Raw genomic sequence first — 24,827 nt, forward strand, 5'->3', positions numbered from 1 at the left:
GATAGGGGCTCGCCGGAGAGACGGCAAGTCGTGGAAAGTATCAGGCGCGGGCGCGGCGGTCGGGGCTCTGGGCGGCCTCGCGGGCCTTTTCGACAAGCCGCTGCATCGCCCAGATGCCGATCTCCTCGAGGGTGAGGGGGCGGCTGATCAGATAACCCTGATAGAGGTCACAGCCGGCCGCGGCGAGCAGCGCCATCTTCTCGGTCGTGTCGACGCCTTCCGCGATCACCGACATGTCCTGTGCATGGCAAAGCGCGACGAGAGCCCGCAGCGTCGGCAGCGCCGCCGAACGGGTGAGGCTCTCGACCAGCTCGCGGTCGAGCTTGATGGTCTCGGCCGGGTATTCGATGATCTGCTGCACGGACGTGTAGCCCGCGCCGAAATCGTCGATGGAAATGCGGAAGCCGCGGGCGCGCAGGATCTCGATGTTGCGGCGGGACTGCTCGCCGAGCTTGACGGCGAAGGTCTCGGTCAGCTCGATCTCGATCAGGCGGGCATCGATGCCGTGCCGGTCGGCGCTGTCGCAGAAATGGTCGCTGATCGACTTCGTGTAGAGCTCGGCGGACGAGATGTTGATGCACAGGATCGTCTCGGTGCCGAACAGCTTGCGGATCTGGCCGTATTCGGCCATCGCCCGGTCGATCACCCACCAGTCGATCTTGCTGAAGAGGCCGGTCGTCTCGGCGATCGGGATGAATTCGTCGGGCGTCACGCGGCCAAGCACCGGCGAGGTCCAGCGCAACAGCGCCTCGCAACCCGTCACCTTGCCGTGGCCATCGACGATCGGCATGTAGACGAGGTGGAATTCGCGGTCCGGGTCGAGGACGCGCAACTCCTCTTCGATGCGGCGCTGGCGGTTGCGTTTTTCGTGCAGCGAGCGGGAATAGCGGGCCGAGCCGTTCTTGCCCTGGGATTTCGCCTGGTACATGGCGGCATCGGCATTGGCGACGAGTTCGGGCAGCGTGCGGGCATCCTCCGGATAGACGGCGATGCCGATGCTGGCGGTGACCGGATAGGCCTTGTCGAGCACCTCGAACCCCTCGGCAAAGAGGGCGAGGATCTTTTCGGAGATCTCCGTGATCGTGCCGCTGCCCGGCTGGCAGCGCAGCATGATGGCGAATTCGTCACCGGAAAGGCGGGCGAACAGGCCGTCCGGCAGGCCGCGCTCGGAAACGACGCAGGCGACGATGGTCGAGATGCGGTCGGCCAGCGTCTTCAGCAGCTCGTCGCCGATCTTGTGGCCGTGCTTGTCGTTGACGAACTTGAAGTTGTCGACGTCGATAAAGAGCAGCGTGCAGCCGATATCCTCGGCCTCCGCCTCCTGCAGGATCTGCGTGGAGCGGATATTGAAATATTCGCGGTTCGAAATGCCTGTCAGCGTGTCCGTCCACGAGGCGTTCTGCACGAGGTCGAAGGACTGCATGGAGTGGTCGTGCAGCCGCTTGACGTTGGCCGAGAGGCGGCCGATCTCGCCGATCTCGTTCATTTCGGGCAGGGCGCTGCGGTTGCCGGTCATCACGTCGGTGAGCTGGCGGTCGAGCTTGGCGATCGGGTTGGTGATGTAGCGCCGCACCAGGCCGAGTACGAGGATGATCGTGCACAGGCTGAGCGCAATGGCGCCGAGCGCGAGCAACGATTTCAGCGTCGAAAGCCGGTTGTCGAGGAAGGCCGGTTCCGGCGTCAGCCGCGCAAAGAGCGAGGGGCTGAGCGTCGCGGTCGCGGAAAGCCCGCCCTGCGCCAGAAGCTGGTGCTGACCGATTTCGATCGTCGTGCCATATTCCTTTTCCAGCGCCCGCTTCATGTCGAGGAAGAGTTTGGGCCGAACCGCGGTCTGCACCAGGATCGCGCCGTTCTTGGCGCTGGCGACCGGTCGGTTGAAGGTCAAAGGATCGATGAACTCCGAATGCACGATCAGCGGCTCGATGCCGGCCGTGTTGAGATAGCTCCAGGAGGAGAGCCGTGGGCTCTCGATCACCTGCCTTGCATGCTGGATCTGCTGCGGTGTGATCTCCGCGAACGGATCGTCGCTGTCCTCGAAGTAATAATCGACGGTCAGCGGCGGGCGGATGATCGCCACGGAGATGAAGCGCTTGCGGTCGTCGGAGAGCGAGGTGATGCTCTGCTGCAGGCGCACGCCGAGCGCGGTGTTGCGGTAGGCGGCATCGGGCTCGTTGACGAAGAGGCGAACCGCGCCGCCCTCGACGAGCGAGTAGATGAAGCTGCGGTTCTGCGTCACCTCGTTCTGGAAGACGGCGGTGAGCAGGCCCATCTGCTGCCACAGGCGGGCGCGTTCCAGTGCGAGGATGGACGAGCTCTGCACGTAGTAGATCAGCGAGGCGGCAAGCACATAGCCTGCGAGCACGACCGGGAAAATGAGGGAAAGGGCGCGTTTACCGAGCGTCACTGATCTGGGCCAGACTGCTGATGATGCGGCGGCGGGCCTGGACCGATTGCACGGTCAGTTCCTCCTGAAACTGGCTTTTGGCCAGGATTTCCGGTGCTGCATAGATTTCGGGATTGGAGCGTATGTCTTCCGGAAGCAGCGCCAGTGCGGCGGTGCTTGCGGTGGGCATGTTGAGCTTGACAGCGTTGCGGGCGCCGTTCCTCGCGTTGCTGATATAGTCGATCAGCTTCAGCGCCAGGGCCTTGTTGTTCGAGCGTTCGCTGACGGAGACGCAGTCGAGCCAGGAAAGCGTGCCTTCCTTCGGCACGACGTAGCGCCAGAGGCCCGGTGAGGAGACCTTGTCGTTCAGCGTGTACTGGTCGCCGCTGTAACCGAGCGCCATGTAGATGTTCGGACCCTTGTCCGGGCTCTGCACCGAGGTGACGACATAGTCGTAGGTGAGCACATAGGGCGCCTGCGCCTTCATCAGCTCGTAGGCCGCCTTCAGCGTCTCGTTGTCATTGGCGTTGACCGACTTGCCGAGCAGGGCGAGTGGCGCGACGAAGGCTTCGGCGTGGTCGCCGTACATGGCGATATGGCCGCGTAGGCTTTCGGCCGGCTTCATCATGTCCGCCCAGGAGGTCGGCGGCGTCGTGATCTTGTCGGAGCGGTAGAGGATGCCCATCGTGCCCCACAGATAGGGCACGCCGTAGCCGCCGCAGCGGCCCGACCAGCTTTCCGCATAGTCCTTCAGCGATGGGACGTTGTCGGCACTCAGCGTGGCGATGACGCCGCGTTTACCGTAGAGCCGTGCGCCGTTCTCATTGGTCACGACGACGTCGACATTGGCGTTCGGATCGGCAAGGATCTTGTCCCGCACGTCGCCGCTGTCATAGAAGGTCTGGCGCACCTCGATGCCGGTTTCGGCAGTCCAGTCGGCAAGGATCTGCTCGTCGATATAGGCTTCCCAGATCAACAGGTTAAGCGTGGCCGCATGCGCCGGGCCCGCGGTGCCGAAGGCCGCCAGTGAGACTGCTGCAAGAAAAGCGCCGCGCATGCCGAAGGCCCCGTTGCCGTTACGTGCGGTGAGGATAGTCGGCAAGACTTTATGAAGCGTTACAACCTCTAAGCCTGTATTCGCTGGTGTTCAACCTTGGCACAGTCCTGCCGCTTTTGCCGGTCGTGATATATATTGTGGACGTGGCCGTGGGCTGCCGGGCCTGTGGTTGGCCTATAGCCGGCCGCACACTATGGTCGCCGACCGCGCCAACCCAGAGGAATTCGACATGGCCCCGACACCGCTCAAGATCGCGAACCTGATCGCCGCCGAGATCAAGGCGACCTCCGCGCAGGTTTCCGCCGCCGTGGCGCTCATCGACGAGGGGGCGACGGTGCCCTTCATCGCGCGCTACCGCAAGGAAGTGACCGGCGGTCTCGACGATACGCAGCTGCGCACGCTGTCCGAACGGTTGACCTATCTGCGCGAGCTGGAGGCGCGCCGTGCCTCGATCCTCGAATCGATTGCGGGGCAGGGCAAGCTGACGGACGAGCTTGCGGCGAAGATCGCCACGGTCGCGACCAAGGCGGAGCTCGAGGACATCTATCTGCCCTACAAACCCAAGCGCCGCACCAAGGCGGAGATCGCCCGCGAGCGCGGCCTCGGGCCGCTTGCCGAACAGATCCTCACGGACCGTGCACTGGTGCCGGCGGAGCTTGCCGAAAAATTCCTGTCGGCCGAGGTGCCCGACGTCAAGACGGCGCTGGAAGGCGCGCGTGACATCGTCGCCGAGCAGTTCACGGAAAATGCCGATCTCCTGAAGCGCCTGCGCGAATACATGAAGGACAACGCCTTCCTGCGCTCGCGGGTCGTCGAGGGGAAAAAGGAGGCCGGGGCGAAGTTCTCCGACTACTTCGACCATACCGAACGCTGGGCGGCGGTGCCGGGGCATCGGGCGCTCGCCATGCTGCGCGGCTGGAACGAGGAGTTCCTGTCGGTTGACATCGTCGTCGACCAGGACAGCACCGAGGCCGTCAAGCCGGTGGAACGCATCATCGCTTCTTTCTATGCCATCGGCACGAAGCCGGGCGACAAGTGGCTGGCCGAGGTGATCGGCTGGACCTGGCGGGTGAAACTCTCCATGTCGCTGTCGCTCGACCTGATGCGCGAGATGCGCGAACGCTCCGAGGAGGAAGCGATCCGCGTCTTTGCCCGCAATCTCAAGGACCTGTTGCTCGCCGCTCCTGCCGGCACGCGCGCCACGATGGGCCTCGACCCGGGCATCCGCACCGGCGTCAAGGTCGCCATCATCGACAACACCGGCAAGGTGCTCGAGACGACGACCGTCTACCCGTTCCCGCCGAGGAACGATGTGCGCGGCACACAGGCTGAGCTAGCGTCGCTCATCCGCAAGCACGAGATCGAGCTGATCGCCATCGGCAATGGCACCGGCAGCCGCGAGACGGAAAAGCTCGTCGCCGATCTGCTCGACCAGCTGCCGGCACCCAAGCCCACCAAGGTCATCGTCTCGGAAGCCGGTGCCTCCGTCTATTCCGCCTCGGAAACGGCGGCCGCCGAATTTCCGAACCTCGACGTCTCGCTGCGCGGCGCCGTTTCCATCGCCCGCCGTCTGCAGGATCCGCTTGCCGAACTGGTGAAAATCGAGCCGAAGTCGATCGGCGTCGGCCAGTACCAGCACGATGTCGACCAGGGAAAGCTCTCCCGCTCGCTGGATGCGGTTGTGGAAGACGCGGTGAACGCCGTCGGCGTCGATCTCAACACCGCCTCCGCGCCGCTTCTCGCGCGCGTCTCCGGCCTCGGCAAATCCTCCGCCGAAGCGATCGTCGCGCATCGTGATGCCAATGGCCCGTTCGAAAGCCGCAAGGAGCTGATGAAGGTCTCGCGCCTTGGTGCGCGCACCTTCGAGCAATGCGCCGGGTTCCTGCGCATTCCGAACGGCAAGGAGCCGCTTGACGCGTCCTCGGTGCATCCCGAAGCCTATGGCGTCGCCAAGAAGATCGTCGCGGCCTGCGGGCGGGACGTGCGCGCGCTGATGGGCGACAGCGCGGCGCTGAAGCAACTTGACCCGAAGGTGTTCGTCGACGAGCGCTTCGGCCTGCCGACGGTCAAGGACATCCTTGCTGAACTGGAAAAACCCGGCCGCGACCCGCGTCCGGAATTCCGGACCGCGACCTTTGCCGACGGCATCGACGACATCAAGGACCTCAAGGTCGGCATGCTCCTGGAGGGCACGGTGACGAACGTCGCCGCCTTCGGCGCCTTCGTCGACATCGGTGTGCATCAGGACGGCCTCGTGCATGTCTCCCAGCTCGCCGACCGCTTCGTCAAGGACCCGCACGAGGTGGTCAAGGCCGGCGACGTGGTGAAGGTGCGCGTCACCGAGGTGGATGTGCCGCGCAAGCGCATCGGTCTCACCATGCGCAAGGACGGCGGCGCGCCAGCTGCCCGCGACAATGCTCCGCGGGGCGACAAGAATGCCCAGATGCAACCGAAGTTCAGCCAGGCGGCCCCCAAGCAGCAGGCGCCCTCGCAAGGCGCTTTCGGTGCAGCGCTCGCCGAGGCGATGAAGCGAAAATAAGGCAAAGCCCTAGTTTTCCTAATGGCTGTCGGCAGAAATCGTCGTTTGTCTTGAATCGCCTCACCGCCCATAGTCGCGGTGTGGGCGGGCTCAAGCGGGCCGGGCGTTGCAAAGCGCGCCCGGTGTCCGGCAAACAGGAAACAAGACATGACGATGACGATTTCACGCCGCCAGGCCATGGCCGGCGCTCTCCTTGCCATTCCCGCGGTTTCCGCGCTGACGGCCGGCACCAGCCGCGCCGCCGGCGAGGATCTCGCGCAACGGCTTGCCGCGCTGGAGGCGCGTCACGGCGGGCGCATCGGCGTTGCCATACATAATCTTTCGACGGGCGCGCGGCTCGGCCACAACACGGATGAACGCTTCCTGATGTGCAGCACCTTCAAGGCGCTGCTGGCGGGCCATATCCTCGCCCGGGTGGATCGGGGCGAAGAGACGCTGGACCGGCGCATCGTCGTGAAGAAGGCGGACCTCGTGGACTGGTCGCCGGTGGTGGAAACGCGTGTCGGCGGGAAGGGCATCTCGATCGCCGAACTCTGCGAGGCGACCATCACGTTCAGCGACAATGCCGCCGCCAACCTGCTGCTTGCCGCATCGGGCGGGCCGGAGGCCGTCACGGCGTTCCTGCGCGGCCTTGGCGATGCGGTAACGCGGCTCGACCGCACGGAGCCGACGCTCAACTACCATGAGACGCCGGACGACGTGCGCGACACGACGACACCGACCGCCATGGTGGAGACGCTGCGCAGGCTGGTTTTTGCCGACGTGCTGTCGGCGCGTTCGAAGGCGCAGCTTGCCGCCTGGCTGGTGATGAACAAGACGGGCGACGCGCGGCTGCGCGCGGGTTTTCCGGCGGACTGGATGGCCGGCGACAAGACCGGCACCAACGGTGACAAGGCCGGCAATGCCAACGACGTCGCCATCGCCTGGTCGCCGGACCGCGGCGCCATCATCGTTGCAGCCTTCTGCGAAATCCCCGGCATTTCCGGCGACGAGCGCAATGCCGTCATTGCCGAGATCGGGCGCATCGCGGCCGAGGTCTGAGACGTTACGGTTCAAGCCGAGGCGCCGCCCTTGCGACGGTGCCTCAGTCCTCCAGGTCGCCCTTGAGCGCTGAAAGAACGTTCATCGCATGGCCGGCATACTGGCTGATCCAGCGGTCATGGATTGCCTGGATCGGCAGGGCATTGAGGTGGTTCCAGCGTTCGCGGCCCTCACGGCGGGCGACGATCAGCTCCGCCTCTTCCAGCACCTTGAGGTGCTGCATGACCGTGCAGCGGTCCATTTCCCCGAAACGCTCGCACAGTGCGCCCGTCGTCAGCGGCGCATCCTTGATTGCATCCAGCATCTGCCGCCGTTTGCCATTGGCCAGCGCCTTGAAAACGGCGTCCTGTTTCGATTCGCTTGACATGTTATATTTTTATAACATATTTTGACGGCAGACAAGATCGAAAGGGGCGCTTCTGCCCCGGAAGGAGGACGGCATGACGCTGGAATTTCGTGTGAACGGGCGCATCGGCAAGCCGGTTGCCGAGGTGTTCGATGCGGTGGTCAATCCGAAGAAGCTCAGCGGCTACTTCACCACCATCGGCGGGGCGAGCGCCCCGCTGGTCGAGGGCACGACGGTCACCTGGTGGGGCATGGCCCCGGTCGTCGTCGACGAGGTGGAGGAGAACGCCCTGATCGTCTTCCGCTGGGATGCCATGGTGGACGAGGGGGAGGCGCCCTACAGGACGCGCGTCGAGATGCGCTTCAAGCCGCTGGAGGACGGCGGCACGATGGTGACCATCGCCGAGACCGGCTGGCGCGACAACGCCCGCGGCCAGAAAGCATCCTACATGAACTGCGAGGGCTGGTCGCAGATGCTGGCCTGTATGAAGGCCTATGTCGAATACGGCATCAACCTGCGCGAGGGCTATTACCCGAGCGAGCTCAAGGGCGTCGTCGCCTCCGAGCAGCAGGATTTCACTTGAAACGGGAGGTTTGCAATGACAGCTGACATCAAGGGCGGCATCAACATCGCCATGAAGGTTCCCTCGCACCAGTACGAGGCGACACTCGCCTTCTACCGCGACGTCGTCGGGCTCGAGCCCTTCGACGACAAAGCCCCGGCAAGGGGGTTCCTGCTCGGCCCGAACCGGTTGTGGATCGACGAGGCGCCGGGCTACAGCCAGGCGGAGGTCTGGCTCGAACTTTTCACGCCCGACCACACGGTCGCTCTCGGCCATCTCGAGCAGAACGGCGTCGTGCGCTGCGATCCGATCGAGGATCTGGGCGCAGGCTTTCGCGGCGGCTGGGTGATGAACCCGGCCAATATCGTGCACATGGTGCGCGAGCCCGACGCCTGGTGATGAAACGGTTCGGGGACGGGCGCAAGGCCGTCCCCGAACGAGGCCTCAGATGGCGGCGGGCGGTGTCAGGCCGTCGGCGGCCGCCATCGGCACCGGCTGGTCGACCGGTGCCTGGTGCTGCAGCACGACGACGCGGCTGCCGGTCGGCACGCGGCCGTAGAGGTCGATGATGTCCTGGTTGAAGAGGCGGATGCAGCCGCTCGATACCGCCTTGCCGATCGACCAGGGCTCGGACGTGCCGTGGATGCGGAAGAGCGTGTCCTTGCCGTCCTTGTGCAGATAGAGCGCGCGGGGCCCCAGCGGGTTGGTAAGGCCCGGCTCCATGCCGCCGGCCCATTTCAGGTTCCGTTCCGGCTCGCGCTCGATCATGTTCTGGGTGGGCGTCCAGCGCGGCCATTCCGCCTTGCGGCCGATGCGTGCGCCGCCCTCGAATTCCAGCCCCGCCTTGCCGACGCCAATGCCGTAGCGCATTGCCATGCCTTCGCCCTGCACGAGGTAGAGGAAGCGGTTCTGCGTGTCGATGACGATGGTGCCGGCCGGCTCGGCCGTCTGGTAGGCGACCAACTGGCGGAAATATTTCGGGTTCACCTTGCTGATGTCCATCGCCGGCAGGGGAAAACGCTCTTCTGGATGCGGTCCGTACATGGCGATATGTATCGGGTCCGGTCCCTTCTTCACCGGCTTTGCGGTGGTGGCGCAGCTTGCGAGCGTTGCCGCAAGGGCGAGGAGGGCGAGGGGGCGGAGAGCCGCGAAAGCGCGGGCACGGGACACACACATGAGGGGGGCACCTGTCGTTTTTCAATTCCGAAATCTGGCTTGAAAGCCTTGCGCGGGTTCTTTGTCGGCAAAGCGGGCATCGGCGCGGCGAGAAAAAAGCGAAACTGTGGCAAGGGCTTGGGTGTGTCCTTGCGGCCACGCGTCGTTCCGTCGCACATGCCATGCCGCTTGCTCCCGCGCGGGCGAGGGCGTAAGGCTTTTGCCATGCAATGGAGTGAGGAAGCCATCGTTCTCGGCGTGCGGCGCCACGGCGAAAGCTCTGTCATCGTCGAGGTGATGACGCGCAGCCGTGGCCGGCACCTCGGCATGGTGCGCGGCGGGCGCTCGCGGACCATGCAGCCGGTGCTCCAGCCCGGCAATTCCGTCGATGTCACCTGGCGGGCGCGGCTCGACGAGCATCTCGGCGAGTTCCGCATCGAGCCGCTGGAACTGCGCGCCGGGCGGCTGATGGAGACGGCGACCGCTGTCTACGGCGTGCAGGCCATGGCGGCGCTGCTGCGCTTCCTGCCGGAGCGCGACCCGCATCCCCATCTCTACGAGGCGCTTTCCGTCATCCTCGATCACCTGCACGAGCCGGCCGATGCCGGCGAACTCTTCGTGCGTTTCGAACTCGCCGTGCTCAACGATCTCGGCTTCGGCCTCGATCTTTTCGAATGTGTCGCAACGGGCAGCCGCGAAAACCTCTGTTACGTGTCGCCGAAATCCGGCCGTGCCGTTTCGCGCGAAGCCGGCGCACCCTGGGCGGACAAGATGCTGGCACTGCCGGCCTTTCTTGGCGACGAGCGCCGGCACGCCGCCGATGCCGCCGCCCTCGCGGACGGCTTCCGGCTGACCGCCTTCTTCCTCAACCGGCATGTCTGCGAACCGCGCGGGCTGGAACTCGCCAGCGCCCGCGACGGCTTCATCCAGGCGGCCCTGAAGGCGCTCGGCACGCCGAGGCACGATCAACCCCGAGAGGCGCATGCATGACGGTCGAAATCTACCCCGGGCTGACGGTTTCTGGCGTCGGTACGCTGCCGCTCGACGTGGTGAAGCGCGACGGCGGGCTGAAGGTACTGCAGGCGATGCTGGCCGGCGACCTGCCGGCCCCGCCGATGGCGAAGACGCTCGCCTTCAGCATGACGGAGGTGGAGGACGGCCGCGTCGTCTTTGCCGGCCTGCCGTCTGTCGACCATCTCAATCCGCTCGGCACGGTGCACGGCGGCTGGACGGCAACGGTGATGGATTCGGCGCTCGGATGCGCCGTCTTCTCCGTCATCAAGCCGGGCGAAGCCTATACGACGATCGAGTTCAAGCTGAATCTCGTGCGCCCCGTCCTGCCCGGCATGGGTGAGGTGTTCTGCGAAGGCAGGATCGTGCATCGCGGCCGTACCATTGCGACATCCGAAGCATGGCTGCGCGACGGAAACGGCAAGCTGCTCGCCCATGGCACTGAAACCTGCGCCATCTTCCCGATCGAAAACCTGATGCGTTAGTGTCTCCAGCCGAAGCGGCGCCGGATGCGGCGGCCAGAAGGCATGTGGGGCAATTCCACTGAACCGGGGGCTGCGAAGTTGCTCCAGACAGGCCGCAGCCATCGGCCCTGCTGCCGATGGCTCAATGGCCGTTACAGGTCGAAAGCACTTCCCAGTGCGCGTGCAGCGCTGCGAAATCGCCGCCGGCTTCGATGATCTCGACGATATGGCTGAACCGGTCGCGGGCGCCCGTTTTTTCGCCGGCCAGCCGGAGGCGGGCCGTGCCGGCCGCAGGATCCCCGGTCACATCCGCAATTCCGTCGAGGCGGGTGGCGCGCAGGAGGGCGGCGGCGCGGCGCGTTTCGTTCTGCACGTTGATCGGTGTGGCATAGCCATAAGCGGTGGTCAGCGGGCTCTTTCCGGCAGCGACCGGCATCCATGTCAGCGTGCCGTTTTCCATCACCAGCGGCGCCGCGTCGAAGGTGACCGGCATCCAGTCCTCTTCCGCGTCGGCGGAAAAATGCGCGACATGGAGCGCGCCGTCGTCGAGGAGGTCCGGGCCGTCGGCGCGGCTGCCGGACTGCCAGGTGCGGTTTGTGACGAACTTGTAGAGATGCCCGGATTCGCCGGCATCGCCGCAATAGACGACCACGCGGCCATCCCGGTTGACGAGGCAGGCGAGGGCGCCATGCCGCAAGCGGCCGAGGGCGGCCCGTTTTTTCGGGGCGGCGTCCGGATTCCGCGGATCGACCTCGACGACCCAGCCCGCAGGGGCGCCGGATCCCTCATCGAAGCAACGGGCGTCGCCATGAAAATCCGCCTCTGCCATCAGCCGCGTGCCCCAGGGGGTAAGGCAGCCGGCGGTGGCGATGCGCTGGCTTGAAGCCATGCGGAGCGCGGCGGGGGCCAGGCGTTTTACCGGGGCCCCGCCGGCGGCCGGCGTCAAAGGCTGTCCGTCCGTGCGGGCGGCGGTGCATCGACCGAGAAGATTGCCGAGGCCGCGAACGATGGCATGCGCATAGCCGTCCCGGGGCTGCCGGCCCGCCTGCGTGGCGGTGGCATTGCGAAGGGTCTGGGTCATGGCGGGCTCCGGTTGCTCCTGGAAATAGGTCATTGTGCCCGCCTTGCATGAAAACCATGCGACAGCTCGAAGAGAATACCGGCTTCAAACGTAACCCCGTTTAGTCTTTGGAAAAAACCGGGTAGTCTCCGCGCCCGGACAATGCCCGCGTTGGAGTCGCAATGCTCGAAATCCTCTCCCTGGTCGCGATCGGCCTGGCGCTCTATACCCTCAATGCATCGCGAAACAGCGCGCAGAAACTCGGCGAGGAGGTGATGCGGCTGAAGCGCGAAGTCGAGGCGCTGAAGGCCGGAGATTTGACGGCGCCAGTGGAGACGGTGGCTGTGGAAGCGACCGAGGTCATCTCCGAAGAGGCGGCCGAGGAGCCGGTGCCGGCCGATTTCGCAAGCCCCTGGGCGGCGTCGCAGGCGGCGGGGGCGGACGAGGCCGAGAAGGGCCGGGCGATCTTTGGCGGCACGCCCGCCGGTCCCGCCGAAACGGTTGCTGCGAGCGAGAGGCTGGACGAAGCCGTTGTGGCGGCCTCTGCCACTCCCGCGGCCGCGGCAAAGCCGAAGGAAAGCTTCGAAAGCCGCATCGGCGCGCGCTGGGCCGTCTGGGTGGGCGGCATCGCGCTCGCGCTCGGCGGCATCTTCATGGTCAAGTATTCCATCGAGGCGGGGCTGCTCAGCCCGGCGGTGCGGCTGTCGCTGGCTGCCGTCTTCGGCCTCGTGCTCATGGCGGTCGGCGAGTTCGTGCGCCGCCGCACGCTGCCGGTCATCGCGAATGCCTTCCAGAACGCGATGATCCCCGGCGTGCTGACCGCTGCCGGTGCCATAACGCTGTTTGCCGTCACCTATGTCTCCTATGAGTTCTACGGCTATTTCGGCCCGCTGACGGCCTTCGTGCTGCTCGCCGGCGTCGCCTTCGCGACGATCGGCCTGTCGCTCCTGCATGGGCAGGCGCTGGCCGGCCTCGGCCTGCTCGCCTCTCTCGTGACGCCTGCGCTGGTCGCGACCGAGGAGCCGAGTGCCTGGGGCCTTTTCGGCTTCCTCTCCGTCGCCTGGCTTGCCACCTTCGCCGCCGCGCGCATCCGCCGCTGGCTGATCGTTCCGGCGCTGGCCAGTGCCGGCATGGCGCTCTGGGCGGTGCTCTATCTTTCGGAGGCGAGCACGGTCGAGGTCGTGCCGATGCTTCTCGCCATGCTCGTGATGGCGCTCGGCCTGGGGCTGATCTGGCCGGGCAACATTACGACGGACGACCTGCCGCCCGCAACGGCCGCCGCCGCCGCCGATCCGCTGGACCGCCTGCTTGCCCCGCCAGCGGTCGCCGTATCGCTGGCCGGCGCACTGGCACTGACTTTCCCGGCGCTGATTCTCGCCAATGCCGTCCCGGCGCTGGCCCGGGCGGACTATGGGTTTGCCGCGATCGTGATGGCGCTTGCCCTGCTCGGCGCGCTGCGCGGCTGGGCGGTCTATCCCGCGCTCTTCTCCGCTGTCACGGCCGTGGTCGGCGTCGGGGCGATGGTGATCCGGCCCGGCGGCCTGCTGTCCGACGATTTCTCCTCCCTGGCCCCGCCGATACTGGACAATGCCTCGGTGCTGCCGCCGCCGGCATCGTTGCCGGTGCCGATGATCGCCGTCGTGCCTGTTAACCTGCTGCTGCTCCTTGCTGTCGCCTATGCGGCGGTCGGTCTTGCGGCGGTGCGCCTGCGCATGACGGGGTCCTCCGCGTTTGCCGCGCTCTGGAGCCTCATCGCCCCGGCCGTGCCCTTTGCCATCGTTGCCCTGAGCTTCCTCCATTTCGGCAATCTCTCCTTTGACCTTAAGCACGGTCTTCTCGCCGTGGCGCTCGGTCTCGCCTTCTTCGCCGCGGCAGAGGTCTTTTCGCGCGGACGGGCGGAGGAGGGCCTGTTCATTCCACAATGGACGCTCGTTGCCGGCGGCTTTGCTTTCCTCGTGCTGGCGCTGCACGCCATGACGGACGGCCTTGCCACCACGCTCGGCATCGCGATCCTCGGCGCTGCCGCCGTCTTCGCGACGCGCCTTCGCCGCTGGCCGGTCCTGCCCTGGCTGATGGCAGGGGCGGCGGCCGTGGTTGCCGGCCGCATCGGCTGGGAGCCGACCATCGTCGGCGCGGCCAACCTTTCGAAGACGCCGGTCTTCAACCAGCTGCTTGCCGGCTACGGCATTCCGGCTGCTCTTCTCGCGCTCTCGGCCTTCGAACTGCGCCGCTGGCCGGGCGAGAAAATCCGCAACCTGCTGCAGGCGCTGGCCAGCCTGTTCGTGCTGCTGACGGCGGCGATCCTCGTGCGCCACGGCATGAATGGCGGGGTGCTGGACAGCTCCGTGCCGACGCTCGGCGAGCAGTCGATCTACACGCTGCTGGTCATCGGCGCCGCGGGTATCCTGATGTCGCTCGACCTGAAATCGCCGAGCCCGGTCTTCCGCTACGGTTCCATGGTGGTCGGCGGGCTCTCGGTCCTGTCCATCCTCAGCGCCCATTTCGTTGGCCTCAACCCCTATTTCACCGGCGAACTGCTCGGTAAATGGCCGTTCCTGGATCTGCTTTTCGTCGGCTATCTCCTGCCTGGCATCGCCTATGGCGGGCTTGCCCTCTATGCGCGCGGCCGGCGGCCGATGCCCTATGTGATCATGCTGGCGCTGACCGGCGTGGCGCTCGCCTTTGCCTGGGTCACGCTCAGCGTGCGCCGCTACTGGCATGGCGAGGGCATTGCCGACTGGAAGGGGTTCCTCCAGCCGGAGACCTACACCTATTCGGTCGTCTGGCTGCTGCTCGGCGTTCTGCTGCTGGTGGTCGGCTCGAAGTTCGATTCCAAGAGCATCCGCCTTGCCTCCGCCGGTCTCGTGCTGATCGCGGTGGTCAAGGTCTTCCTGATCGACATGGCCAATCTCGAAGGCATCCTCAGGGCGCTCTCCTTCATCGGGCTCGGCGCGGTGCTGATCGGTATCGGGCTGTTCTACCAGAAGATCCTGTCGGGAAAGTCCGGGACCGGCGAAAAGGCGGAATTGAACGCCGAGGCGTGACAGGATAGTCAGGGCAACCAATGATGGATTGCCCATGACCTTCGCCTGTCTCGCCGCCGCCTTCTCGCCCCTCGGGGCCCTTGCCGAACGCCTGCTGCCGCAGGCCTTCTCTGTCGATGACGGCTCGCACGATGCCGCGCATCTCATCCGTGTGTGGAAGAGCGCGCGCCGCATCCAGCCGGAGGAGGGCGGTGACATACGGTTGCTGGCCGCCGCCGTGCTGCTGCATGATTGCGTGGCGGTGGAAAAGAACTCGCCGCTGCGCGCCGAAGCGTCACGCCTTGCAGCCGAAAAGGCGGCCGGTCTGCTTGCCGCCGAAGGCTGGAGCGAAGCGGACGTGGCCTCCGTCGCCCATGCCATCCTGACGCACAGTTTCTCCGCCAATCTCGCTCCCAAGACACCGGAGGCGAAGATCCTGCAGGACGCCGACCGGCTCGACGCGATCGGTATGATCGGTGCTGCGCGCTGCTTCTACATTGCCGGCCGCATGGGCAGTGGCCTCTACGATCCGCTGGACCCGCTCGGCGAAAACCGCCCGCTCGACGACAAGGCCTTCGCCATCGACCATTTCGAGGTCAAGCTCTTCAAACTGGCCGACGGGTTCCAGACGGCGGCGGGTGCGCGCATGGCGGGCGAGCGGACGGAGCGCCTGCGGGCGATCCGCACCATGCTGCTGGATGAAATCTGAAGAAAAACATGCTTTTGTGCCGCCGCATTGAATCCGATCGGCAGGCCGTTGAATCAAAGTTTTAGGAAAGGTCGCCCGCATGAAGGTCGAAGGTCTCAACATCCACCCGCTGAAGAGCGGCCGGGCCATTCCCGTCGAAAGCGCTGCCGTGCGTCTCGACGGCCTTGCCGGCGACCGGCGTTTCATGGTCGTCGAGCCGGACGGCCGCTTCATCACCCAGCGCGAGCTGCAGGCGCTGGCCCGCGTCGAGGCGACGGCCGTCGGCGACAGCCTGCATCTCGAAATGGAAGGCCGCCAGCTTTTTGCGAGCTTTGACCCGGAGGACCGCCTCGACGTGACCGTCTGGGACAGCCCGGTCAACGCTGCCGTCGCCGACGAGGCCGTCAACGAGGTCCTGTCGGACTGGCTCGCCCGTCCGGTCAGGCTCGTGCACATGGACGCGCGGGCCGAGCGACTGGAGGGTGAGGAGTGGGCCGGCAGCCCGGCGCCTGTCGGTTTTGCCGACGGCTTCCCCGTTCTCGTGACGACCACCGGCTCGCTTTCCGACCTCAACCGTACCCTCGTCGCCAAGGGCCAGGAGCCTGTCGGCATGGAGCGCTTCCGCACCAACATCCTCGTTTCCTGTGACGATCCCTGGGTGGAGGACCTGTGGGAAGCGATCGAGATCAACGGCATCACCTTCGATTTCGTCAAACCCTGCGCCCGCTGCATCATGACCACGCAGGACCAGAAGACCGGCGAGCGCATCGGCGGCAACCCGATCCAGGGCCTTGCCGAAAAGCGCATGTCCGCCGACCGCCGCGTGCCCGGCGTGCTCTTCGGCTGGAACGCCGTGCCCCGCGGCGAGGGCGAGATCCGCCTCGGCGATACGGTGCGCGTGACGAAGACGCGCACCGAGCGCTGGCCGATGAAGGTACGGGCTTGAAGTCATGCTAACGTGTTTTCCGCGCGAAACCGCGCCCCCCATTCCCGGCTGGTTTCGTCGGCCAACTTCCTCACGCCGGGCGCAACGCGATCGGCGGCTGCCGGATCCAGCCCCAGGTGGAGGAGGACGGTCCGTAAGGTGGCGCGCGGATCGTCGGATAGATCGTCATAAGAAAGGCGAAGCGGTGCTATCGCCTCGCGTTCGAACCACGTCTCCCACGCGCGGTCATAGGCCGTCATCGTCTCGAGGTGGGCTCGGATGGCGTCTCGGTCGTAGACGGGCGCGCGATTCGGCGCGGTCCGCTCCAGTTCCGTGCCGTCCGGGGCGAGATGCCACAATCCGGTCTGTTCTGCTTTAAGGTAGGAAACCGCCTGCGCGAGCTTGTCGGTGCGCGTCAGGTGAATGAAGAGCGTCGTGCCGAAGATCCGTTGGATGCGTTCGCAATCGCTGAGATTGCCGGGGTGGAGGATCGCGAGCTTCTCGCAGAGGAAATCGAAGCCGTGCCTCTGCTGGCGAAGTCCGAAAATTGCTGTATCCCCGCGTCCCTTGCGGTTCGCAGCCTCGAAGATCGTTTCGAGCAATTCGCGCGCCGCCATTGTTTCCACCAATATGAGACCAAGCCTCGTCAGCCAGTCGGGCAAGGTCGGACGGTAGAAGAGTGAGGCCGGGTTTCCGGCGATGCCAGTCGCCGCCAGGAGTTTGCACAGCAGGGTGCTTCCGCTGCGCGGAGAGGTGCAGATGATATACGAGTTGTATCGTGCCATGTCGGCCCGACTATCGTCGGCGTGTGACAGCCTGATGTCGGGCCGGCGTGCTCATGCTGCCTTTCAAACCCAGCCGCGTCGCTTGAAATAGAGGAACGGCATCAAAGCCGAGATGATCATCAGGCCGACCGCATAGGGATAGCCGAAGCGCCATTGGAGCTCCGGCATCAGCTCGAAGTTCATGCCGTATGCCGAGGCGACCAGCGTCGGGGGCAGGAAGACGACCGAGGCGACGGTGAAGATCTTGATGATCTGGTTCTGCTCGAGATTGATCAGGCCGAGCGTCGCGTCGAGCAGGAAATTGATCTTGCCCGAGAGGAACGCCGCATGGTCGCCGAGCGATGCGGCATCGCGCTGCACGAGCTTGACGAGCTGGCGGATGTCCTTCGACGGCCGTCGGGCCGGGCTCTCCACCGCCGCGTGATAGGCGACGAGACGCGAGATGCTGACGAGGCTTTCGCGCACGCCGGAGAGGAAATCGCCCTTGCGGCCGAGCTGCTCGATCAGTGCCTCGAGGTCGCGCGTCTTCTTGGTGGACGAGCCCTTCTTGCTGCGGAAGACCTCGCGGGAGATGCCGTCGATCTCGTTGCCGAGCCGCTCCAGCACGTCCGCCATGCGGTCGATGACCGCCTCGATGACGCCGAGCATCACGTCCTCGCCGGTTTCGTAGCTGTGGCCGTTGCCGCGCAGCGCCCGATTGCAGAAGGTCACGAAGGGCTTTGCATCCGCATGGCGCACCGTCACCAGCGTCGGGCCGGTGAGGATGAAGGTTACCGGCATCTTCATCGGTTCGTCGCCGTCGAGATTGGTGAGCGCCGTCATCGTCATGAATTCCGCGCCGTCTTCCTGGTAGAGGCGGGCCGACAGCTCGATATCCTCCATTTCCTCCCGCGTCGGGATCGAAATGCGGAGCGCCGCCTCCACGTCCGCCACCTCTTCGGGTGTCGGGCTCAGGAGATCGTACCAGAGGGCAGGGGCGATTGCCTGCTCGATGGCCGGGTTGGAAATTTCGCGCAGGCAGAAGCGGTCTGCCCTGCGGGCATAGATTTGCAGCATGCTTTACTCCTTGGAGGCATTCTCGCCGTCCGGAGCAAAGCCTTTTCGGGCCTCTTACCGGATCGGTCGCTCGATTGCTCTCGATAGTCGACTGTCGGGGTCCATGATCTTATCCGGGTTCGGTTGGCGCCGTGTGACGCCTGGAGGGGACATGCGCTCAAAATGCCGTGGCGTCAAGCACATCCGGCGCCATGCCCGGTGCCGGGATTTCATCAATCCGGCTGATCGTCCGGTCAATTAAATTCGCTTTTGTTAATGCATGGCGCCGCGTAGTGTCCGGCCACACACTCCCGGAGACCCACCATGTCCACCCCATCCGTCGTTGCGGCGCCTGCCGCGAGCCGGCCCATGCCGTGGCTCATCATTCTTGCCGGCTCGCTGATCGCCGTGCTCACCTTCGGCCCACGCTCGGCGATGGGCTTTTTCCAGCTGCCCATGCTGCAGGATACCGGCTGGGACCGCACCACGTTCGGCCTCGCCATGGCGCTGCAAAACCTTGCCTGGGGCGTCAGCCAGCCGTTCTTCGGCGCGATTGCCGACAAGTTCGGCACCTGGCGGGTCTTGCTTGTCTCGGGTCTCGTCTATGCGCTTGGCCTGGTCCTCATGTCGTTCGGCACGTCGCCGCTCTGGCTGCATGTCGGCGGCGGCGTGCTGGTCGGGCTTGGCGTCGGGGCCGGCTCCTTCGGCATCCTGCTGTCTGCCTTCGCGCGCAATGTGACGCCGGACCAGCGCTCCATGGCCTTCGGCATCTGCACGGCCGCAGGCTCTGCCGGCATGTTCCTCTTCGCGCCGCTGTCGCAGGGCCTCATCAGCGCCTATGGCTGGTCGGACAGTCTCGTCTATCTCGGTATGCTGATGCTCATCGTGCCGTTGCTCGGTATTCCGCTGCGCGGCAATTCCTCCTCCGGCATCACGTCGGCAAACGAATACAAGCAGACCATCGGCGAGGCGCTGCGCGAGGCGCTCGGCCATCGCAGCTACCTGCTGCTGGTCGCCGGCTTCTTCGTCTGCGGTTACCAGGTCGCCTTCATCACCGCGCATTTCCCGGCCTATCTCGGCGATATCGGCATCGATGCGCGTTATGCGGTCATCGCACTGGCGCTGATCGGCTTCTTCAACATCATCGGTTCGCTCGCCGCCGGCTTCATCGGCCAGCGCTACTCGAAGCCCTATTTCCTCGCCTATATCTATCTCGCGCGCTCGGTCGCGGTGGCGGCCTTCATCCTTCTGCCGAAGTCGCCGGCCTCGGTCATCGTCTTCGCCATCGTCATGGGCCTGCTCTGGCTCTCCACCGTGCCGCCGACCAACGGTCTCGTCGCCATCATGTTCGGCACGAAACATCTCGGCCTGCTCGGCGGCATCGTCTTTCTCTCGCACCAGGTCGGCTCGTTCCTCGGCGTGTGGATGGGCGGCTATCTCTACGATCATTTCGGCACCTACGATCCGGTCTGGTGGCTCGGCGCGGCGCTCGGCGTCTTCGCGGCGATCGTGCACTGGCCGATCGAGGAAAGGGGCGTCGTACGCCCGGCCGTCGCCTGACCTAAAACAGTACCGCCGCCCGAAGGAATTCGGGCGGCGGTTCTTGCAAACAGTCACAAAAGTTTCTAAATCTGAACCACCGGCAATGCCGGCTTTGTTTTGGAGCTATTATGCTCAAACTGAGCAAAATAGCCTTTCCGCCGGAGGATGGCGGGAGAAAGGGAGGGTTCCATGACCGTTCTGGCCCAGCATGCGGGGATGGCCGAAGCCGCTCGTCCGCTGACTGCCGCGGAGCGCTTCGGCGTCGTCGAGAAACCGGATCTGACCTTCACGCCCGAGATCGCCCGCGAGACGGAACACCTCTACGAGAAGGTGAAACAGTTCATTCCCGCCTTCGAATGGCCGGTCTACGCGCCCTATGTCGCCGCCATCAACCGGTTGAAGAAGGAGCGCGGCGCGGTCATCCTCGCGCACAATTACCAGACGCCGGAAATCTTCCACTGCGTCGCCGATATCGTCGGCGATTCGCTGCAGCTCGCCCGTGACGCCACCAAGGTGGATGCCGAGATCATCATCCAGTGCGGCGTGCATTTCATGGCCGAGACCTCGAAGCTGCTGAACCCGGAAAAGACGGTGCTCATCCCCGATGCCCGGGCCGGCTGCTCGCTGTCGGATTCGATCACCGGGGAAGATGTACGCCTGCTCAAGCAGCGTTATCCCGGCGTGCCGGTCGTCACCTATGTCAACACCTCGGCCGATGTGAAGGCGGAGACGGACATCTGCTGCACCTCTTCCAACGTGCTCGCCGTGATCGAGAGCCTGGAGAGCGACACCGTGCTCTGCATCCCGGACGAGTACCTGGCGATGAACGTCGCCAAGCAGACGAACAAGAAGATCCTGACCTGGAAAGGGCACTGCGAGGTGCACGAGCGCTTCACGGCAGCTGAGCTGCTTTCCTACAAGGAGGCCCATCCCGGTATCGAGATCATCGGCCATCCGGAGTGCCATCCCGACGTCATCGCCGTCTGCGATTTCGCCGGCTCCACCTCCGGCATGATCAACTACGTGAAGGACAATCGTCCCTCGCGCGTGCTGCTCGTCACCGAATGCTCCATGGCCTCCAACATCCAGGCCGAGCTGCCGGGCGTCGATTTCGTCAAGCCGTGCAATCTCTGTCCGCACATGAAGCGTATCACGCTGCCGAAGATCCTCGACAGCCTGGTCAACATGACGGAAGAGGTCGTGGTCGATCCGGCGATCGCCGATCGCGCCCGCCTTGCCGTCGAGCGGATGGTGAACCTGAAGCAGTAGAGGCGCAGGAGGCCCTGCGCCCCCTCATCCCCCTGCCGGGACCTTCTCCCCGTAAACGGGGAGAAGGGGAAAACGGCGAGCCCAGCGCTCCTCGCCCCGCTTGCGGGGAGAGGATGCCGGCAGGCAGGTGAGGGGCGCAGTTCGGCGGCGCGTCGGAGGAGTAAGACATGCCCATTGATAGTTTTCGTCCGCAATCCTGGAACGGCATCGACGATATCGTCATCGTCGGCGGCGGGCTTGCCGGCCTGTTCTGCGCGCTGAAACTCGCGCCGCGTCCCGTCACCATTCTCGCGGCTGCGCCGATCGGACAGGGCGCGTCCTCCGCCTGGGCGCAGGGCGGCATCGCGGCGGCGATGAGCCCCGGCGATACGTTCGAAAAGCACGTCGCCGACACGCTCGAAGCCGGTGCCGGCATCGTCGATGAGAAGATGGCGCGCTTCATGGTTTCCGAAGGCCCGGCGCGCATCCACGACCTGCTCGAATACGGCGTGCCCTTCGATCGCGATCTCGAGGGCAAGCTGCTGCTCTCCCGGGAGGCTGCCCATTCGGAACGCCGCATCGTGCGCGTCAAGGGCGACATGGCCGGCAAGGCCATCATGGAGGCGCTGATCGCTGCGGTTCGCAAGACGCCGTCGATCCGGGTGCTCGAAGGCTATGTCGTCGAGGAGCTGGTGCGCGAGGGCCGCTTCATCTCGGGCGTCGTCGCCCGCCCCGATGCCGGCCAGTCGAAGAACCGCGTTCATTTCCCGGCCCGCGCCGTCGTGCTCTGCTCGGGTGGCGTCGGCCATCTCTATGCCGTCACCACCAATCCGTGGGAGGCCTGCGGTCAGGGGGTCGGCATGGCCGCGCGCGCCGGGGCGATCATCGCCGATCCGGAATTCGTGCAGTTCCACCCGACCGCCATCAATATCGGCCGCGATCCTGCACCGCTCGCCACCGAGGCGCTGCGCGGCGACGGTGCGCACCTCATTAATTCCGCCGGCCACCGCTTCATGCTCGATATCCACGCGGACGGCGAACTCGCCCCGCGTGACATCGTTTCGCGCGGCGTCTTTGCGGAGGTGCAGGCCGACCGCGGCGCCTTCCTCGATTGCACCAAGGCGGTCGGTGCGCATTTCCCGGAAATGTTCCCGACGGTCTATGCCTCCTGCATCGCCGCCGGCATCGACCCCGTCACCCAGCCGATCCCCGTCGTGCCCGCCGTGCACTACCACATGGGCGGCGTCTTGACGGATGCGGAAGGCCGCACCTCGATCGACGGCCTGTGGGCCGCCGGCGAAGTCACCTCCACCGGCGTGCACGGTGCAAACCGCCTTGCCTCGAATTCGCTGCTTGAAGCGGTGGTCTTCGCCGCCCGCATCGCGGAAAACATCAAGGGCATGCTGCCGGAGCCGAAGATCAACGACTGGGGCAAGAATGCCGGCGAGAGCGACGACCTCGTCACCATCGAGGATAGCCCGGCGCTGAAGCGCCTGCGCCGCATCATGAGCGACCATGTCGGCGTCATCCGCAGCCGCGACGGTCTGAAGACGGCAATCCGCGAGATCGCTGCGCTGGAGCGCGAAAACAGTCGCATGCGCTTCCACAACATCGTCACCACGGCAAAGCTCATCGCGACGGGTGCGTATCTGCGCGAGGAAAGCCGCGGCGGCCACTTCCGCTCCGATTTCTCCGAGCAGAAGGCCGGCTGGAAGCACCGCACCTTCCTCACCCTTGCCGATGCCGAGAAGGTGGTTGCGGACCTTGCGGAAACGGTGGCGGCATGAAGTTTGGCAAAAATTGACAATCGCTCTTTGCGCACTAGAATCGGGCGAAAGGATCGCGCCATGCCGACGCTGAATGTCAGTCTCACCCCGGAATTCACCGACTTTATCGAGGACGCCGTCGCAAGCGGCTCCTACGTCTCTGCAAGCGAGGTCGTTCGTGATGCGTTGCGTTTGATGCGTCAGGAACAGGAAAGCGAGGCGGCCAAACTCGCGCTCCTGCGCAAGGCGGTCGATGCCGGGCTGGCGCAGTCGGAGCGGGGCGAGTTTTCCCGGCGCTCCGTCACGGACATTTTTACGGCTTCAATCGGCGAAAAATGATCGTTCGGCTGACGGTTGAGGCCGAACGGGATCTTACCGAGATCGCGCGCTACACGGTGACGACCTTCGGCGTTGTCCAGGCCATGAACGATGCCGCGTTGATCGAGCATGCCATGAGCCTTCTCGCCGAAAACCCGCTCCGGCCGGCGTCGCGGGCACGCGACGAGCTCCGCCCCGGCGTGCGCTCCATGCATCTTTCCCGTGCGGCAGCCCGGCGCCATGCTGCTGCGCACGTTCTTTACTACCACCTCGTAGCAGGCGCGGACGAGGCACAGGAAATCGTCATTCTCCGCGTTCTGCATGAACGCATGGAGCCGTTGAAGCGGCTCGTCGATGCCAACAGTCCAGAGAAGGATTCTCCGCCATGACCACCCCTCATCTCCCCGTCCTCTCCCCGCTGATGGTCGAGGATCAGGTGCGCGCCGCACTCTCGGAAGATCTCGGGCGCGCCGGCGACATCACCAGTCAGGCGACGATCGCACCGGGCAGTCTGGCGCGGGCGGAGCTGAATGCGCGGGAGGAAGGGGTCGTCGCCGGCCTCGATCTCGCCCGCGCGGCCTTCCGGCTGATGGATCCTGCGATCCGCTTCGAGGCCTTCGTGAAGGATGGCGACCGGCTTTCGCCGGGTACGGTGATCGCGCAGGTTTCCGGCCCCGCCCGCGCCGTGCTGTCGGCCGAACGGGTGGCACTGAATTTTCTCATGCACCTTTGCGGCGTGGCGAGCTACACGGCGCGGTTCGCCGCCGAGATCGCCCATACGCAGGCGAGGGTCTGCTGCACGCGGAAAACCATCCCGGGCCTGCGGGCGCTGGAAAAATACGCCGTGCGCATGGGCGGCGGCTCGTCGCACCGCTACGGCCTCGATGACGCGATCCTCATCAAGGACAACCATATCGCCGTGTCCCGCGGTGTTGCGGGCGCCATTGCGGCCGCCCGCGCCTTTGCCGGACATCTCGTCAAGGTGGAGGTCGAGGTGACGACGCTGGAGGAGCTGGAGGAGGCGCTGGAGGCGCAGCCCGACGTCATCCTGCTCGACAATATGGGGCCGGAGCTCCTGCGCCGCGCCGTCGAGATCAACCGCGACTGTGCGGGGTTGACCGAGGCGACCTACGCCGCCGCCCTGCGCCGCGTGAAGCTGGAAGCCTCCGGCAACGTGAATCTGAAGACGATCCGCGCCATTGCCGAAACCGGTGTCGACTATATTTCGACCTCCAAGATCACCATGGCTGCGCCGACGCTCGACATCGGCCTCGATGTCGTTGTGAGCTGATCGGGCCGGAACACCCCGGCGGACGATGCGTTCCGGTTCCATGGACAATGGCAATCGGAAGGACGCATCCATGTGGAAGATCGTTGCACGCGCCGTGCTGGCCGCCCCGCTCATCAGCCTGCCCGCCGCCGCCCAGCAGGCGGCGGACACGGCCCGGGCGGATTTCGTCGATCGCGCAGGCAAGGAAACCGGCCGTGCACAGGTGACCGCAGGGCGCGACGGCGTGCTGTTCGAAGTGGAGATCTCCGGCCTCGAGCCGCGCAAATGGGTGGCGCTGCACATCCACGAAAGCGGGAGCTGCGATCCGGCTGGCGGCCACGCATCGGCGGGCGGGCATTTCAACCCGGATGAAAAGAGCCACGGCTTCATCTCGGCGGACGGTCCCCATGCCGGCGACCTGCCGAACCAGTATATCGCCGAGGACGGCGTGCTGCGGGCGCAGGTCTATTCGACGCTGGTCCGTCTCGACGATGCGGAACGCGGTATCCGCGGCCGTGCGCTCATCGTGCATGCCGGTTCGGACGACTACCGCACCGATCCGACGGGCGGCGCGGGCGACCGGCTCGCCTGCGCCGTGATTGAATAGGC

At 65.4% G+C, this 24,827-nt stretch carries 23 protein-coding genes; 16 read left to right on the top strand and 7 right to left on the bottom strand.

The window, feature by feature from the left end; genetic code table 11:
- Positions 1-40: 40 nt before the first annotated feature.
- Positions 41-2,404 carry a bifunctional diguanylate cyclase/phosphodiesterase gene (locus EXZ48_RS06340; protein ID WP_130514893.1) on the bottom strand — a complete coding sequence of 788 codons (2,364 nt, stop codon included), beginning with the start codon at positions 2,402-2,404 and terminating at the stop codon, positions 41-43.
- Positions 2,391-3,440 (bottom strand): spermidine/putrescine ABC transporter substrate-binding protein, encoded by a 1,050-nt coding sequence (locus EXZ48_RS06345; RefSeq protein ID WP_130514895.1) that lies wholly within the window; start codon positions 3,438-3,440, stop codon positions 2,391-2,393. Before EXZ48_RS06345 ends, EXZ48_RS06340 begins: the two co-directional genes overlap by 14 nt.
- 229 nt (positions 3,441-3,669) lie before the next feature.
- On the opposite strand from EXZ48_RS06345, the gene EXZ48_RS06350 reads away from it, so the two are divergent.
- Both EXZ48_RS06350 and bla read left to right on the top strand, forming a co-directional pair.
- Entirely contained in the window at positions 3,670-5,979 is a 2,310-nt protein-coding gene (locus EXZ48_RS06350; RefSeq protein WP_130514897.1) for a Tex family protein, read from the top strand.
- 147 nt (positions 5,980-6,126) lie between these two features.
- Positions 6,127-7,020, top strand: coding sequence for a BKC/GPC family carbapenem-hydrolyzing class A beta-lactamase (gene bla / locus EXZ48_RS06355; protein WP_130514899.1), 894 nt, complete (start codon positions 6,127-6,129; stop codon positions 7,018-7,020).
- Between the two features lie 43 nt (positions 7,021-7,063).
- Here the strand turns inward: bla and EXZ48_RS06360 are convergent, their stop codons facing one another.
- Positions 7,064-7,387, bottom strand: a complete 324-nt coding sequence (locus EXZ48_RS06360) for a helix-turn-helix transcriptional regulator (RefSeq protein ID WP_023512988.1) — start codon at positions 7,385-7,387, stop codon at positions 7,064-7,066.
- Positions 7,388-7,460: 73 nt separating this feature from the next.
- On the opposite strand from EXZ48_RS06360, the gene EXZ48_RS06365 reads away from it, so the two are divergent.
- Entirely contained in the window at positions 7,461-7,949 is a 489-nt protein-coding gene (locus tag EXZ48_RS06365) for an SRPBCC domain-containing protein (protein WP_023512989.1), read from the top strand.
- A 15-nt stretch (positions 7,950-7,964) separates the two neighbouring features.
- Entirely contained in the window at positions 7,965-8,327 is a 363-nt protein-coding gene (locus EXZ48_RS06370; RefSeq protein ID WP_023512990.1) for a glyoxalase/bleomycin resistance/dioxygenase family protein, read from the top strand.
- A 45-nt stretch (positions 8,328-8,372) separates the two neighbouring features.
- Here the strand turns inward: EXZ48_RS06370 and EXZ48_RS06375 are convergent, their stop codons facing one another.
- The gene (locus EXZ48_RS06375; RefSeq protein WP_165909293.1) at positions 8,373-9,104 is read right to left on the bottom strand and encodes a L,D-transpeptidase; all 732 of its coding nucleotides are present in this window, start codon (positions 9,102-9,104) and stop codon (positions 8,373-8,375) included.
- A 204-nt stretch (positions 9,105-9,308) separates the two neighbouring features.
- On the opposite strand from EXZ48_RS06375, the gene recO reads away from it, so the two are divergent.
- Complete coding sequence (gene recO / locus EXZ48_RS06380) at positions 9,309-10,073, top strand: DNA repair protein RecO (RefSeq protein ID WP_050742860.1); 765 nt, start codon at positions 9,309-9,311, stop codon at positions 10,071-10,073.
- Complete coding sequence (locus tag EXZ48_RS06385) at positions 10,070-10,579, top strand: PaaI family thioesterase (protein WP_050742861.1); 510 nt, start codon at positions 10,070-10,072, stop codon at positions 10,577-10,579. The genes recO and EXZ48_RS06385 overlap by 4 nt, the downstream gene beginning before the upstream one ends.
- Before the next feature lie 121 nt (positions 10,580-10,700).
- Here the strand turns inward: EXZ48_RS06385 and EXZ48_RS06390 are convergent, their stop codons facing one another.
- On the bottom strand, positions 10,701-11,639 hold the full coding sequence (locus EXZ48_RS06390; RefSeq protein ID WP_165909294.1) for a PhoX family phosphatase: 939 nt from the start codon (positions 11,637-11,639) through the stop codon (positions 10,701-10,703).
- A gap of 161 nt (positions 11,640-11,800) precedes the next feature.
- On the opposite strand from EXZ48_RS06390, the gene EXZ48_RS06395 reads away from it, so the two are divergent.
- From EXZ48_RS06395 to EXZ48_RS06405, 3 genes are all read left to right on the top strand, one after another.
- Positions 11,801-14,662, top strand: coding sequence for a DUF2339 domain-containing protein (locus tag EXZ48_RS06395; protein WP_130514902.1), 2,862 nt, complete (start codon positions 11,801-11,803; stop codon positions 14,660-14,662).
- A 34-nt stretch (positions 14,663-14,696) separates the two neighbouring features.
- The gene (locus EXZ48_RS06400) at positions 14,697-15,350 is read left to right on the top strand and encodes an HD domain-containing protein (RefSeq protein ID WP_130514904.1); all 654 of its coding nucleotides are present in this window, start codon (positions 14,697-14,699) and stop codon (positions 15,348-15,350) included.
- A gap of 79 nt (positions 15,351-15,429) precedes the next feature.
- On the top strand, positions 15,430-16,275 hold the full coding sequence (locus EXZ48_RS06405; RefSeq protein ID WP_130514906.1) for an MOSC domain-containing protein: 846 nt from the start codon (positions 15,430-15,432) through the stop codon (positions 16,273-16,275).
- 2 nt (positions 16,276-16,277) lie between these two features.
- Here EXZ48_RS06405 and EXZ48_RS06410 read toward each other — a convergent pair whose 3' ends face one another.
- Positions 16,278-17,039: a Stf0 family sulfotransferase gene (locus EXZ48_RS06410; protein ID WP_130514908.1), complete on the bottom strand. Its 762-nt coding sequence runs from the start codon at positions 17,037-17,039 to the stop codon at positions 16,278-16,280.
- Between the two features lie 63 nt (positions 17,040-17,102).
- Positions 17,103-18,095 carry a magnesium transporter CorA family protein gene (locus tag EXZ48_RS06415; protein WP_023512999.1) on the bottom strand — a complete coding sequence of 331 codons (993 nt, stop codon included), beginning with the start codon at positions 18,093-18,095 and terminating at the stop codon, positions 17,103-17,105.
- A gap of 303 nt (positions 18,096-18,398) precedes the next feature.
- Here EXZ48_RS06415 and EXZ48_RS06420 point away from each other — a divergent pair, with 303 nt between their 5' ends.
- The 7 genes from EXZ48_RS06420 to EXZ48_RS06450 all read left to right on the top strand — a co-directional run bounded on the left by EXZ48_RS06420 (position 18,399) and on the right by EXZ48_RS06450 (position 24,825).
- Complete coding sequence (locus EXZ48_RS06420) at positions 18,399-19,634, top strand: MFS transporter (protein WP_023513000.1); 1,236 nt, start codon at positions 18,399-18,401, stop codon at positions 19,632-19,634.
- Between the two features lie 171 nt (positions 19,635-19,805).
- Positions 19,806-20,885: a quinolinate synthase NadA gene (gene nadA, locus EXZ48_RS06425; RefSeq protein WP_130514910.1), complete on the top strand. Its 1,080-nt coding sequence runs from the start codon at positions 19,806-19,808 to the stop codon at positions 20,883-20,885.
- A gap of 167 nt (positions 20,886-21,052) precedes the next feature.
- Entirely contained in the window at positions 21,053-22,651 is a 1,599-nt protein-coding gene (locus EXZ48_RS06430) for an L-aspartate oxidase (RefSeq protein ID WP_130514912.1), read from the top strand.
- A gap of 60 nt (positions 22,652-22,711) precedes the next feature.
- On the top strand, positions 22,712-22,969 hold the full coding sequence (locus EXZ48_RS06435; protein ID WP_050742867.1) for a type II toxin-antitoxin system ParD family antitoxin: 258 nt from the start codon (positions 22,712-22,714) through the stop codon (positions 22,967-22,969).
- Complete coding sequence (locus EXZ48_RS06440; protein WP_130514914.1) at positions 22,966-23,337, top strand: type II toxin-antitoxin system RelE/ParE family toxin; 372 nt, start codon at positions 22,966-22,968, stop codon at positions 23,335-23,337. The genes EXZ48_RS06435 and EXZ48_RS06440 overlap by 4 nt, the downstream gene beginning before the upstream one ends.
- Positions 23,334-24,239, top strand: coding sequence for a carboxylating nicotinate-nucleotide diphosphorylase (gene nadC / locus EXZ48_RS06445; RefSeq protein WP_130514916.1), 906 nt, complete (start codon positions 23,334-23,336; stop codon positions 24,237-24,239). The genes EXZ48_RS06440 and nadC overlap by 4 nt, the downstream gene beginning before the upstream one ends.
- A 70-nt stretch (positions 24,240-24,309) precedes the next feature.
- Positions 24,310-24,825, top strand: coding sequence for a superoxide dismutase family protein (locus tag EXZ48_RS06450; RefSeq protein WP_023512281.1), 516 nt, complete (start codon positions 24,310-24,312; stop codon positions 24,823-24,825).
- Positions 24,826-24,827: the final 2 nt, after the last annotated feature.

Source organism: Shinella sp. JR1-6 (assembly GCF_004284735.1).
Lineage (GTDB): Bacteria > Pseudomonadota > Alphaproteobacteria > Rhizobiales > Rhizobiaceae > Shinella.